This window comes from Embleya sp. NPDC059213 (assembly GCF_042754445.1).
Taxonomy (GTDB): Bacteria; Actinomycetota; Actinomycetes; order Streptomycetales; family Streptomycetaceae; genus Embleya.
This window is the reverse complement of sequence record NZ_JBHZAV010000029.1, coordinates 45,065-58,014: the sequence shown is the minus strand read 5'-3', so window position 1 is coordinate 58,014 and position 12,950 is coordinate 45,065. Positions and strand designations below refer to the sequence as shown.

Genomic DNA, 12,950 nt, shown 5'->3' with positions numbered 1-12,950 from the left:
CGGCCCTGTCCGCCGGGCAACGCGGCCCTGTCACCGTGCCGACCTCGGCGGCAGGCTCGTGGTGTCCGCCCGAAGACGTCGTCGACGCCGCGGCGACTCGTCGCACAGCAGCCAGGGGGTTCGCATGTTGCACCGGAAGATCGAGGACGTCATGACGCGCGAGGTCGCCGTCGTCGGTCCCGACGTCGAGTTCCAGGACATCGTCGCCGTACTGGACGCCCGCCGGATCAGCGCCGTGCCGGTCGTCGACGACGAGCGGCGGATCCTGGGCATCGTCTCGGAAGCCGACCTGCTGCGCGCCCAGGTGGAGCAGGCCGAGGACGACCACCGCTTGCCCGGCCTGCGCCGGTTGACGAGCCGCCGCACCAAGGGCGAGGGCCACACCGCGCGCGACCTGATGACCACGCCCGTGCTGAGCGTGGAACCCATGTCGAGCACGCTGCGCGGCGCGCGTCTGATGGACCGCCACCACGTCAAGCGCCTCCCGGTGACGGACGACCATGGTCACCTGGTGGGCATCGTCAGCCGCTGCGACCTGCTGCGCACCTTCCTGCGCCCGGACACCGAGATCCGGGCCGAGATCGAGCAGGACGTGTTGCGCACCGCGTTGTGGTTGGAGCCCGGCACGATCGGGGTGGACGTGCGGGACGCCGTCGTGTGCCTGTCCGGGAACGTGGACAACCGCAGCCTCATCGACATCGTGCTTCGCCTGTGTCGGGCCGTCGACGGCGTCGAGAGCGTGACCCACACCCTCACCTTCGACTTCGACGACAGCCACATCAGGCCCGGCCCGGCGCACTCCGTCCGCCGCACTCCGGGCCGTTGAGGAGGATCCCGTGTTCCACACCACCGGCCGGATCGGCCACATCCCCAAAGAACACCTGGACCGGCTCCTGGCCTTCGGCCGACCGGTCACGTTCGAATCGGGCTCCCGCCTGTTCGAGGAAGGCCGACCGGCCCGCAACTTCTGGTTCGTCGAAAGCGGCTCCGTCTGTCTGGACATGCACGTCCCCGGCCGGCACGCGGTCACTGTGGAGACCCTGGGCAGCGGGGAACTCATCGGCTGGAGCTGGCTGTTCCCGCCCTACCGTTGGCATCTGGGCGCGCAGGCCGTCAGCACCGTCCGCGCCCTGGAATTCGACGCCGCGGCCATGCGTGCCGAGTGCGAACGCGACCCCGATTTCGGGCGCGCGATCACCCTCGCGTGCGCACAGGTGATCGCCGGCCGGCTCCGGGCGAGCCGGCTGCGGCTGCTGGACCTGTACGGGCCACAGGCGTCGGCGGAGCAGGACCCCACGCAGAACTGACAGCCGGCAGGGCCCCGGACGACGCGCTCCCGGCGTCCCGGGGCCTGCGGCACGCCTGCGGGCGAACGGCGAGGACCACGCCCGATTCATCGGTCCGGGGTAGGCAACCGCCGGTCTCAGGTCCGGTGTCGCTCGTTGCCCTGGTGCAACTCGGTGACGTAGACCGCCGCTTGGACCCGGCGTTCGAGGCCGAGTTTGTTCAGGACCGCCGAGACGTAGTTCTTGACCGTCTTCTCCGCCAGGCCCAGGCTTTCGGCGATCTCGCGATTGGTCTGCCCCTGGGCGATGTGCTCCAGGACCTGCTTCTCGCGCTCGCTGAGTCCCGTGGGGCCGGGCTCCGCGGCCGGGCCGTTGCGCACCCGTTCCAGGACGCGCGTGGTCACCGCCGGGTCCAGCAACGACTGCCCCGCCGCGACCGCGCGGACGGCGGCGATCAGGTCCCGGCCGCGGATCTGCTTGAGCACGTATCCCGCCGCGCCGGCCATGATCGCCGCGAACAACGCGTCCTCGTCGTCGTACGAGGTCAGGATCAACGCGTTGATCTCGGGAAAGCGCGAGCGCACCTCGCGACACACGTCGATGCCGCTGCCGTCCGGCAGGCGCCCGTCGAGAATGGCGACGTCGGGACGCAGCGCGGGGATGCGCCGGGCGGCCTCGGCGGCCGAGCCCGATTCACCGACGATCTCGATGTCGGGTTCGCCACCGAGCAGATCGGCGAGACCCCTGCGAACCACCTCGTGGTCGTCCAGCAGGAACACGCGGATGGGCGATGTCGACACGGGCCTCCTCCGGAGGTCGGGACGTAGCTCCGTTGTCGGACGTCGCGGACGTCCGTACCTGTCACGCTGTCACCGTATCGGGCGCTGCAACCCCGGGAGAACGGTCGGCAGGTCGCGATCGGTCAGGCGCCGAGCAGCGCGTCGTCGGCCTCGATGAATCGACCCCACGTTTCGCGCCACGCTCGACCATCGGGCTCGACTCGGGCGGCCCGCGTGTCGTTCGTGTGAGAACCGTTCCCGTCGACGTGTCGTCGCGTCCGAACGGCGATCGAACGGGTTCCCTGAAAGTGCGACACGAGCGGACGTCGCTGCGAGGGGATCGCCGCCGGCCGACGATTCCCCCACCCGCGTGGACGGAGGATCGTCATGACCGGCGTTGAAGGGCAGGCACCCGTCCGTGGTGGGTGTCGACGGAACTTCCGCGGCGCGGCCGGCACGGGCGTGGCGGTCGACAGGGCCGACCGGCGGGGACTGCCGTTGTCTCCGGTACACGAGTTGGACGGGCCGGCGGAGTCGGCGGCCGGGCCCTTCGCACTCGCCCCCGGTGGAACACGGGAAGAAGTCCGTCGATCCACCGGCCGGCGGATCCTCGACGAAGCCGAGGCCCTGGCGACGGCGCGATGCCCCCCGCGTGTCGGTCGATCGGATCCTCGTGGACGGATCGCCGAACGCGGCTGTGCGCCGCGTTCGGCCGGACGCCGCGATCATCGTCGTCGGCTCGCGATACCTGTCGTCGGTACGGGAGGTGATGACCACGCGCGCGATCGGGGTGCCGCTCGTCGCCCATGCTCGTTGCCCCGTGGTCGTGGTGCCACGGAACGAGGAGGCCCCAGGGCCCGGCTGACGGGCATCGGCGATCGAACCGGTTCGAGTCCGCTGCCGCGCACCCCGGGATCGGCGACCACAGTATCGACGACGGTCCGACGCCTGGATCGATCCTCGTCCGGCCTGTCGCATCCGACCCCGCGTCGGCACCTCGCCGATGCGTCGAACGAGGAGTGCACCATGAACGACGAAACCGCGGGAACCCGTCGCCCGGACCTCCATGCCTTGTACGACAACATTCGCGCCCGGGGTGACGCGATGGGCCTGTCATCGACGGAGATCACGGAGCGATCGGGGCTGCCTGCGGCGTGGCTGGCAGACCTCGCGAACGGCACGGCCCCGTTGTCGCGCGCCGCACTGATCCACCTTTCGAAAGTGCTGCACACCACGCCCGAGCGCCTGCTGACGGCGTCGACCGTCGCCTCGGAGACCGTCGACACGTCACCACACTCCGAGACGGCGCGGTCCGCCGACCGCGAGCTGGTGGAGATGGGTGAGTCCGAGTGTTACGCGCGTCTGGCGCTGCAGGAGGTCGGCAGGGTGGTGCCGGCGAACGAGGCGGAGCCGTTCGCGTTGCCCGTGAACTACATCCTTGACGGCAGGGATGTCGTCTTTCGTACGGCCCGTGATTCCTCGCTCTGCACGCTCAGCGGGCCCGTGGCGTTCGAGGTCGACGAGGAGATCCGTCCGGCCCGGCTGGGATGGAGCGTCCTGATCAACGGCCGGGCGGAGCGGATCGAAGACCCGCGAGCGATCGCCCGCTTGGCGGCGGCCGGTCTGGATACCTGGCCCGACGGCGGACGCGATGTGTGGTTGCGCGTGCGGCCGTATCGGATCACCGGACGCAGGGTCCGCCCACACGTGGGCAGGGCCTGAGCGCGGATCCGTGAAGACATCGGCGTGCTCGGATCGCGGATCGATATGGGCCTCTCCATCGCCGCCGCTGCACCGCGTCCGGCGCCCGTGCACGACCCGCCGGGTGCCCGGCGGTCAGCGCGGAGTGCGCAGACAGGGGTCGTGCTGCCGGCATGGTGCGAGACGCAGCCGGGCGTCGACGACGACCGCGCCGTCGGTGCCGACGGTCAGAGGATTGAGGTCGGCCTCGACGAGTGGGGGAAGTCGTCGGTCGGGCGCGACAGCCGGTGCAGGACGTCCTCCACGGCCGTGGTGTCGGCGGGTGGCGAGCCGCAATGCCCATAGAGGAGGGCGGTTGCACGGGAGCGCGTGATCTATACGCGAGCCCAAGGCCCTGCGATGTGCCCCGCGCTACGGCCCATCCTCGTCCACCAGACGTCAACACACGCACCAAGCGGACCATGCCGTAAATGCCCGGAAGCGCCGGCTTTCACCTACTCCGTCACCGAATCCTTGTCCCGTGATGACCACGAAGAGCTACCACCGGATGTGAGCCGGAGCCATTCCTCTGACAGTCCCGCCGAACACAGGATTGTCGTCCGGCTACGGCACGAACGGTCCTTTGCCCATCTGGTCGCGGATGGGCACGACGGGTGGGTTGAGGAGTGTGCGCCGTTGCCAGTTGGCGCCGTCGACGACGAGGGTGTGCCCGGAGATGAAGCGGGCGTAGGGGGAGGTGAGGAAGGTGGCGGCCCAGCCCAGTTCGCGGAGTCGTCCGACGCGCAGGGCGGGCTGCAGCGTGTCCTTCTCGTTGCTGCGGTCCACGTTGCTGCGGTCCACGTTGCTGCGGATGTCCGCCGTCATGTCCTCGTGCGGGAACAGTCCGGGGACGAGGCCGTTGACCTGGATGCCGTGGGGCCCCATTCGACGGCGAGGGTCTCGACCATGTTTTTCACGCCGGCCTTGGCGGCCGCGCTGTGGGCGAACCCGGGGCCGCCGGTCCAGGCGTAGGACGCGCCGACGTCGACGATGGAGCCGGGCGTGCCTGCGGCCAGGTGCCTGTGGGCGAATTCGCGGGCGCAGAAATGGGTGCCGTTGAGGGTGATGTCGACGACCGTCCGCCAGGCGTTGGGGGACATGTCCTCGGCCGGGACGGGGAAGTTCGCGGCGGCGTTGTTGATCAGTACGCTCGGCGTTCCGAAGTGCGCCTCGGCGGTGTCGAACGCCTGCGAGATCTGCTCGGGGTCGCGGATGTCGCATGTGGTGGCGGCGACCCGGCCGCCGAGTTTGTCGAGAGTGTCCTTCGCGGCTTCGAGATGATCGTCCTTGCGCGAGGCGACGACGATGTCGGCGCCGAGTCGGGCGTATTCGGTGGCGATGGCGGCATTTCCCGCAAAGTTGCGGATCGGGGCGGAGTCAGCGGCGCAAGCCCACAAGGCGGGGTTCGTGTTCCGGGCGGTGACGGCCGACCGCGCGTACGGCGACCCGGGCGGCTTCCGCGGCGAACTCCGCGAGGCCGGGCTGCCGTTCGTCATGGCACTGAAGCCATGGCACGGGATTCGGGCACACGCCGACCAGGCTCACACTCCCGTGGACTCCGCCCGCGTCCTGACCCGGGGTGGACGGCGGGATCCCGGCGACCGGCATCCGGTACTCCGCACCTTCCGCGACGGACACACCGAGACCCGGTGGGCCGCCGACGCGACACTCAGGTGGTGGGGCCCGGACGGTACGACCCGGCTGGTCGTCGCCACCGCCGACCCCGCGACACCGCCGACCAAGACCACCCGGTACCTCGCCACCAACTCGCCCCGCCCCGGCGACCGCGCGAGAGCGAGGCCCCGCACGCGGCCGCCGTCCCGGAGGAGATCGTGCGGATCCACCGGATCCGTCATTGGATCGAGCAGAGCTACAAGCAGGTGAAGGACGAGTTGGGTCGGGCCGGCTTCCGAGTTCGCTCCGATGTCGCGATCCGACGCCACCAGCCCCTGGTCAACTGCGCGTTCTGGTTCGTGCGCCCGGTGTCCCCGTCCCGCCGCGAGCGCGGGCCGGATACCCGCACACGCCAAACTGGACATGTGTAGCGCCCGCCGACCTGAAATACCTTCGGCTCAGCGGGCCTTCGCGACACTGTCGGGAGGACAAGACCTGATCCTGCAGTTCCCTTGATTCCCCAAGTGGCCGACAGTCAGGCGGGTCGGCCGAGGGCTGCTTCGCGGCGTGCGCCCAGTTCCGTCTGGACCCGGGCCACGTCTGTGGCGTACGTACGGTAGAGCAGCGTCAGGAACGTGCCGTTGACCAGCATGAGGATGACCAAGGCCCACAGGAACACCGTACGCAGGCCTATCGCGTCACCGAGGAACCCGGCGGCAAGGCTGAATCCCGCCCACGCCACCGCCTCGAACACCGAGAGGTAGACGGCGAACGCCGCTCCGCGCAGTTCGGGCGGCGTGATGGCCATGACCATCGGCCGGTTCACACTCGGGTTGACGCCCTGGGCGGCACCCATCAGCGCGAAGAAGACGCCGAACACGGCGATGCCGCCGTAGTCGAACTGCGTTCCGAAGTAGGCGAAAACCGCGAACACGATTTGCGCGGCCTGGAGCAGGGCGACCAGGCCGTACCGCGGGCTGATCCGGCTGACCCGGTCGGCGGCGAAACCGCCCAGGACCGTCCCCAGGAAGTAGCCGACGCCGAAGGGCAGCAGCATGACCGAGGCCGTCTCCGTGGTGAAGCCGTACACGTCCACCAGGAACACCACGCCGAACGTGCCCACCAACAGGTGCCCGGACAGCAGCCGGGAGACCAGCAGGATGACGAAGCTGCGGATCCGCAGCAGCGAACGCGCCTTGGCCCAGGTGAGCTGGGAGTGCGCGTTGCGGGTGGCCGTGTCGAGCCCGGCGAACTGTTCCTCCGACGCGCCGCGCCCTGGGTCGCGGAACCACAGCAGCAGCCCGAACCCGAGCAGGACGTTGAACGCGCCCAGGCCCCACAGGCCCCAGCGCCAGCCGTCGTCGACGCCCGCCAGCCGGCCCTTCAACGGCCCGATCAGCGCACCCACCAAGGCGATCGCCCCGAACGTCACCCCGACCGCGCGGCCGCGGGTCGAGCCGCCGAACAGGTCACTGATCACCTCGGTGACGATGGGACCCGCCGCCGCGTAACCGACCGCCAGGACCGTGTAGAAGATCAGCAGCTGGGTGAAGTTCTGCGAGAAGCCCGCCGCGACACCCCAGATCCCCCAGAAGCCGGTGGCCACGACGAGCACGGTCTTGCGTGACCAGCGCTGCGCGGCCCACACCCAGAACGGCCCGCTGAACGCGCCCGCGATCTTTGCGGCCGCGGTCAACACACCCAGCGCGCCCAGCGACACCCCGAGGGACTGCCGGATCAACGGGAACAGACTGTTGACCAGGCTCGCCTCGGTACTGTCGACAAGCATGGTGCCGCCCAGCAGGGACAGCTGCCGCAGGCGCCCCTTGACCCGGACCTCGGATTTGGGCACAGCGGTGCCCTGGCTAAGCTCCAGCATCGAGCCGTCTCTTTTCTCTGCGGGTGGATCTGCGGGGCGGGAGGGGGCGAACGCCGGTGACGGGGAGGCAACCCCGTCACCGGCTCCAAAAGCGTCAGAGCAGGGCGAGTTCCTCGGCGACCGCGCGCAGGCTCGTGACCGGGAACAGCGGACCCGCCATCGCGGCCACGTCGATCAGTGACGTGGAACCGAGCATCTGCAGCAGTTCGGAGTCCACGACGCCGGGAAGGTTCCGGCGCAGCACCTCGACCGCCAACGGATCGGCGAGCAGCGTGCGCAGCGGGGTCCGCAGCCCGAAGCGGCCCCGCGGGTAGTCCTCGGGCGCAGGCAACGGCTGAGATGAAGCAAGTGCCTGGTCACGCTGCGCCCGCACGAGCAGATGTTTGTCGGTCACCGGTCCGTCGGCGGGGAGCCCGAGTCGTTCGTACTGGCTCGGTGGCGCGTCGTTGGCCTTCATGAGGTCCACCAGAAACGAAGCCATGCGCAGTTCGGCCTCGTCGTCGATCAGCGGCACCGCCTGTTCGGGGTCGGTCTCCAGGTCGAACAGGAGCGTGCCGTGGTGGTGCGAGCCGATCAGGACGCGGCCCGGGATCCGTAGCGTGCGCACGCCCTTGGTGAAGTCGAACGGTTCGGCCAGTTCGAGGTCCGCGAGCTCGGCGGGGGAGAAGCGGCCCTTCATGTGCGTCGGCATCAGGGTGTGCTCGAACAGCGGGGTGTTCTCTGCGGTGACCGACGCGCGCATGTAGACGTAGCGGCCGTCGGTGACGTTGACGTGTCCGCCGTGGATGCCGAACAGCCCGGCCTCGCGGCCCTCGGCCTCGGCGGCGACCGGGAGCGGCGCGCCCTGCATGTCGCCGGGCCGGTCGACGCCGAAGAACTCAAGGAGCGTCGGCGCCAGGTCCACGGTCTGCACCAGGGCCGCCCGCCGTTCGCCGGCGGTGGCGTGGCGGGGGTCCCACGCGAACAGCGGGAGGTGGACGAGTTCGTTGTACCAGGGCTGGACGCTCTTGCCCCACCAGCCCTTCTCGCCGAGCAGCAGGCCGTGGTCGGTGTTGACGATCAACATCGTGTCGTCCCACATGCCGAGTTCGTCCATGGTGTCCAGGACCCGGCCCAGGGACCGGTCGCACATCGACAGGAGGGCCGCGTACTCGAACCGTCCGTGCTCGACCTGAGCCGGTGTCTCGACCACCCGCTTGTAGTCGGGCCAGTCGAAGTGCGGGCCGTCGTACTCGTGCGGGTAGAGGTTCTTGTACCGCTGGGGGCTGAAGAACGGCTCGTGCGGGTCGAACGTCTCGATCTGCACGAACCACCGGTCGGAGGCCCGGTTGGTGCGGACGAAGTCCAGGCCCGCGTCGAACGTCAGGGTCTGCGGGTGGCGGTCCTCGGTGGCCATGTGGGGGCGGTTCACCCAGTCCTGGCGGTAGCCGCCGAAGCGCATCTTCTTCAGGTCCTCGGGGATGTCCGGGTCGGCCACCTGTCCCTTCCACGCGTCGCCCTCCTGGCCGCGGAAGAACTCCCAGGTGTTGTAGCGCCCGTGGTAGGTTGCGCCGCCGTCCTCCCAGTAGTGCGGGTGGTCGCTGACCAGGTGCGTGTAGACGCCGTTCTGTTTCAGCAGTTCGGGCATCGAGTCGTCGAACGGTTCCAGCGGACCCCAGCCGCGGTGCAGGAAGTTGTGCCGCCCGGTGTGGATCTCGCGCCGGGCCGGCATGCACGGCATCGAGCCGGCGTAGGCGTTGTCGAAGGTCACCGCTTTCTCCGCCAGCCGGGCGAAGTTCGGCGCGTGTGTCCAGTCGCCTCCGTACGGCGGGAGCATGTGCCGGTTGAGGCTGTCGAACATCACCATGACGGCCCTCATCGGACGGGCTTCCCTTCGGTCAGACTGTCCAGGGTCCGCGAGAGCCAGGCGACCCAGTGGTCCATGGCGGCGGCGCCCAGTTCGTGCAGGGCGTTGTGGATCTGCAGGTCGAGCTCCTGGTCCAGGCCGGGTGCCGGATCCTCGTAACGCAGGGTGCGGTCACGGTTTCTCCTGAGCGCGATCTGCTCGCGCCGAAAAGCGAGTTCGGTCTCCACGAGCCGTACCGCCGCGTTCTTGTCCAGCGGCGCCGTGATGCTGAACCGTGCGGTGAAGTCGATCTCCTGGAACCGGATCGGCGGCTGGTAGGGCGACCGCACCCACTCCAGGAGCACGGCGAGCCCCTCCGTGGTCAGCCGGTAGAGCTTGGCGTCCGGGCGGCCCTCCCGCGGGTCCACCTGGTGCCGCACCCAGCCGGCGGCCTCCATCTGCACGAGCTTGCGGTAGATCTGGCTGTGGTGCGCCCGGGACCACACGAACCGGCCCTCGGTCTCCAGCCACTTGCGCAGGTCGTAGCCGCTGTAGGGCCGCCGGGCCAGCAGGCCGAGCAGGACGTACTCGAACTTCACGCTCTCGACCTCCTATGTGTGTTTTCACCTATGCGCAGATTCATATACTCAAGCCATGCAGACGTCAATGGGTTGTTGTGTGCCGGTCGCCCGGGTTCAGCCGTCAGCGTCGCTCCCGGAACCGGCCGCGGTGCCACCCCGGCACGAACAGGTCCTGCTCCCCGGAGGCGAGTTCCAGATGGGTGATGCCTTCGGCGAGGGCTATCCGGCGGACGGTGAACAACCGGTCCACACCGTGCGGATCAAACCGTTCGGCATCGACGTCACGACGGTGACCGTGGCCATGTTCCGGACCTTCGTCGACGACACGGCGTACGTGACGGTCGCGGAACGTGACGGCCACTCGGCGGTCTTCCACCTCGCGGTCGCCGCCGCGCGTTCCGACGTCCTGGGCGCCGATCCGGGCGTGCCGTGGTGGCTGGACGTCCGCGGCGCCGACTGGCGCCACCCGCACGGCCCGCTGTCCGCCGCCGAGAACGACCATCCGGTGGTCCACGTGTCCTGGGGCGACGCGGTGGCCTACTGCGCGTGGGCGGGCCGCCGGTTGCCGACCGAGGCTGAGTGGGAGTACGCCGCCCGGGGCGGCCTGCCCGGCCGCCGGTTCGCGTGGGGCGACGAACTGACGCCCGGCGGAATGTGGCTGTGCAACATCTGGCAGGGGCGGTTCCCGTACGCGAACACCGGCGCGGACGGCTGGCTGGCCACCGCGCCGGTCCGCAGTTATCCACCGAACGGGTTCGGCCTCCACGAGGTCGCCGGAAACGTCTGGGAGTGGTGCGCGGACCGCTTCGCCGCCGACTATTACGCACGGTCTCCGGTCTCCGACCCCCAAGGGCCGGAGACCGGCGACCGCCGGGTCATGCGCGGCGGCTCCTACCTGTGCCACCACAGCTACTGCCACCGCTACCGCGTCGCCGCCCGGTCGGCGAACACACCCGCGTCAAGCAGCGGCAACTGCGGCTTCAGGACCGTCACAGCGACGTGAGCAGCTCCTCGACGTCGTCGGGGCCCAGCGGAACGAACGGGAGCGCGGCGAGCCTGCTGAGCCGCATGTTGGTGACCATGCGGAAGCGGGCGCTCTCCTCCTTGGGATAGGCGTCGCCCATGGTCCGCTTGACCCGCGCCAGCAGGGCCTCCAGCGCCGGGCCGCCCTTCGGGTGGGCGAGCCAGTCCGCGACGGTCGACTCGGCGTCCGGCACCTCGGCAAGCGTGTTGCCCGCGATCTCAACGGTCGCGCTCAGCCTGATGTCCCGGCTGGAGGCCCCCACGTCGATCCGGTGGTCGCCGCTCTCGACGAGCCAGGTATCCGTCGGCACGTCGAAGAAGGCGAGGTCCGCGCGGGTGATACGTACGCTGACGTCCTGGCTCTCACCCGGGGAGAGCAGCACGGTGGCGAAGCCCTTCAGCTCCCGAACGGGACGGCGGGCCTTGTCGCCGGGCGCGGCAACGTAGACCTGGACCACCTCATGACCCTCCCGGTCGCCGGTGTTCGTGACGGTGGCGGCGACGTCAATGCCGTCCCCCTGAGAAGTCACGCGCAGATCGGCGTAGTCGAAGGTCGTGTAGGACAGGCCGTGGCCGAAGGGGAAGGAGACCTCCATCTCCCGCGCGTCGTAGTAGCGGTATCCGACGAACTGACCCTCGGTGTAAGCGACATGCCCGTTCTCGCCGGGCCAGGAAAGATGGGCCGGAGTGTCGGCGAGCCTCAGCGGCACGGTCTCCGCCAGGCGGCCCGACGGATTCGCCCGGCCGAACAGCAGGTCGGCGGTCGCCGATCCGCCGGCCTGGCCGCCCAGCCACCCCTCAAGAACCGCCGGTACGCTGCCGATCCAGCCGGACAGCCGCACCACGCCGCCGTTGGCGAGGACCACGACGGTGTTGGGGTTCGCCGCCGTGACCGACTCGACCAACTCCAGCTGATCCGTGGGAAGTTCCAGGTGGTCGCGGTCGAAGCCCTCCGACTCGTAGCTCGGGGGCAGGCCGAGGCAGAGCACCACCACGTCCGCCGGAGCCGCCACGCCGACGGCCTCCTCGCGCAGCGGAACGGGGTCGACGCCCGGCGCGTCGACGGGGAATCCGGGCGCGAAGGTCACGCGCGCCATCGGCGCGGCGGCGGAGATCGCCGTCAGCGCGTCGTCCAGCCGGGTCGGCACCACCAGCGAGCTGCCCTCGCCCTGATAGCGCGGCGTACGGGCGAACTCTCCTATCACCGCGATGTGTCGGTAGGCCGTGGCGTTCAGCGGCAGCAGGCCGTTGTCGTTTTTCAGCAGCACGGCACCGCGTACGGCGACCTCGCGCGCCAACGCGTGGTGCTCGTCCTGGTCGTACGTGGCGTCGGGCCGCGTATTCTCCGCCGCCCTGCGGGCGAGTGCGACGATGCGCGCCGCGCTGCGGTCCAGCGCCGCTTCGCTCAGCTCGCCGGAGTCGACGGCCTCCACCACCCGGGCCGGACCGACACCGGACGAGTCCGGCATCTCCAGGTCGAGCCCGGCGACCAGTGCCCGCGCCCGGTCGACCACCGCGCCCCAGTCGGAGACGACCAGGCCCTCATAACCCCACTCGTCGCGCAGGACATCCGTCAGCAGCCACGGATGCTCCGACGCGTGGAGGCCGTTGAGCCGGTTGTAGGAACACATGACCGTCCAGGGCTTCGCCTGTGTCACCACCCGCCGGAAGGCCGGAAGATAGATCTCGCGCAGGGCGCGGACGTCGATGTCCGCACTGACCGACATCCGCTCGGTCTCCTGGTTGTTCGCGGCGAAGTGCTTCACCGAAGCGCCGACACCCAGCGCCTGCAGGCCGTTGATCCATGCCACGCCGAGCATGCCGCTGAGCAGCGGGTCCTCGGAGAAGTACTCGAAGTTGCGCCCGCAGAGCGGACTGCGCTTGATGTTGACTCCCGGACCGAGCAGCACGTGCACACCGTGCGCGAGACACTCCCGGGCCAGCGCGGCACCGACCTTTTCCGCGAGGCCGGTGTCCCATGAACTCGCCAACGTGACGGCGGGAGGAAAGCACGTGGCCGGCGCGCTGTCGTTCAGGCCCAGGTGGTCGCTGCCCTCCACCGCGACCTGCAGGCGCAGACCGTGCGGGCCGTCCGACATCCGGAACGCGGGAATCCCGTGGTCGGGAAACGCGAGGGTTTGCCACGAGTCTGCGCCGGTGGCCAGCGCGGCCTTCTCGGCGAGGCTGAGCCCGGCCACCATCTCTGTCGTGTCGGTCATGACT

Annotated in this window: 9 protein-coding genes and 1 pseudogene; 4 read left to right on the top strand and 6 right to left on the bottom strand. The window is 69.8% G+C overall.

Annotated elements, in window-relative coordinates; all coding sequences use genetic code 11:
• Positions 1-124 precede the first annotated feature (124 nt).
• The gene (locus ACFXMF_RS14190; RefSeq protein WP_379991353.1) at positions 125-826 is read left to right on the top strand and encodes a CBS domain-containing protein; all 702 of its coding nucleotides are present in this window, start codon (positions 125-127) and stop codon (positions 824-826) included.
• Positions 827-836: 10 nt separating this feature from the next.
• The gene (locus tag ACFXMF_RS14185) at positions 837-1,307 is read left to right on the top strand and encodes a cyclic nucleotide-binding domain-containing protein (protein WP_360319073.1); all 471 of its coding nucleotides are present in this window, start codon (positions 837-839) and stop codon (positions 1,305-1,307) included.
• Between the two features lie 116 nt (positions 1,308-1,423).
• Here ACFXMF_RS14185 and ACFXMF_RS14180 read toward each other — a convergent pair whose 3' ends face one another.
• Positions 1,424-2,086, bottom strand: coding sequence for a response regulator (locus ACFXMF_RS14180; protein ID WP_380017900.1), 663 nt, complete (start codon positions 2,084-2,086; stop codon positions 1,424-1,426).
• A gap of 1,005 nt (positions 2,087-3,091) precedes the next feature.
• Here ACFXMF_RS14180 and ACFXMF_RS14175 point away from each other — a divergent pair.
• Entirely contained in the window at positions 3,092-3,787 is a 696-nt protein-coding gene (locus ACFXMF_RS14175) for a pyridoxamine 5'-phosphate oxidase family protein (protein ID WP_379992637.1), read from the top strand.
• A 582-nt stretch (positions 3,788-4,369) separates the two neighbouring features.
• Here the strand turns inward: ACFXMF_RS14175 and ACFXMF_RS14170 are convergent.
• The 4 genes and pseudogenes from ACFXMF_RS14170 to ACFXMF_RS14155 form a co-directional block, all read right to left on the bottom strand.
• A pseudogene (locus ACFXMF_RS14170) lies at positions 4,370-5,301 on the bottom strand (SDR family oxidoreductase).
• 653 nt (positions 5,302-5,954) lie between these two features.
• Complete coding sequence (locus tag ACFXMF_RS14165) at positions 5,955-7,298, bottom strand: MFS transporter (RefSeq protein WP_379992636.1); 1,344 nt, start codon at positions 7,296-7,298, stop codon at positions 5,955-5,957.
• A gap of 94 nt (positions 7,299-7,392) precedes the next feature.
• Complete coding sequence (locus ACFXMF_RS14160; RefSeq protein WP_379988309.1) at positions 7,393-9,156, bottom strand: sulfatase; 1,764 nt, start codon at positions 9,154-9,156, stop codon at positions 7,393-7,395.
• Positions 9,153-9,722 carry a PadR family transcriptional regulator gene (locus tag ACFXMF_RS14155; RefSeq protein ID WP_379988310.1) on the bottom strand — a complete coding sequence of 190 codons (570 nt, stop codon included), beginning with the start codon at positions 9,720-9,722 and terminating at the stop codon, positions 9,153-9,155. The genes ACFXMF_RS14160 and ACFXMF_RS14155 overlap by 4 nt, the downstream gene beginning before the upstream one ends.
• A gap of 55 nt (positions 9,723-9,777) precedes the next feature.
• On the opposite strand from ACFXMF_RS14155, the gene ACFXMF_RS14150 reads away from it, so the two are divergent.
• Positions 9,778-10,707 (top strand): formylglycine-generating enzyme family protein, encoded by a 930-nt coding sequence (locus ACFXMF_RS14150; RefSeq protein ID WP_379988311.1) that lies wholly within the window; start codon positions 9,778-9,780, stop codon positions 10,705-10,707.
• On the opposite strand, the gene ACFXMF_RS14145 is transcribed toward ACFXMF_RS14150, so the two are convergent.
• A complete protein-coding gene (locus ACFXMF_RS14145; protein ID WP_379988312.1) occupies positions 10,694-12,946 on the bottom strand; it encodes a glycoside hydrolase family 3 C-terminal domain-containing protein in 2,253 nt (750 codons plus the stop codon). The genes ACFXMF_RS14150 and ACFXMF_RS14145 overlap by 14 nt on opposite strands.
• Positions 12,947-12,950: the final 4 nt, after the last annotated feature.

Excerpts from the sequence above, each read along its gene's own strand:
- ACFXMF_RS14145 (WP_379988312.1), bottom strand. The coding sequence starts at position 12,946 with ATGACCGACACGACAGAGATGGTGGCCGGGCTCAGCCTCGCCGAGAAG.
- ACFXMF_RS14160 (WP_379988309.1), bottom strand. The coding sequence starts at position 9,156 with ATGAGGGCCGTCATGGTGATGTTCGACAGCCTCAACCGGCACATGCTC.
- ACFXMF_RS14190 (WP_379991353.1), top strand. The coding sequence starts at position 125 with ATGTTGCACCGGAAGATCGAGGACGTCATGACGCGCGAGGTCGCCGTC.
- ACFXMF_RS14175 (WP_379992637.1), top strand. The coding sequence starts at position 3,092 with ATGAACGACGAAACCGCGGGAACCCGTCGCCCGGACCTCCATGCCTTG.
- ACFXMF_RS14165 (WP_379992636.1), bottom strand. The coding sequence starts at position 7,298 with ATGCTGGAGCTTAGCCAGGGCACCGCTGTGCCCAAATCCGAGGTCCGG.
- ACFXMF_RS14150 (WP_379988311.1), top strand. The coding sequence starts at position 9,778 with ATGCAGACGTCAATGGGTTGTTGTGTGCCGGTCGCCCGGGTTCAGCCG.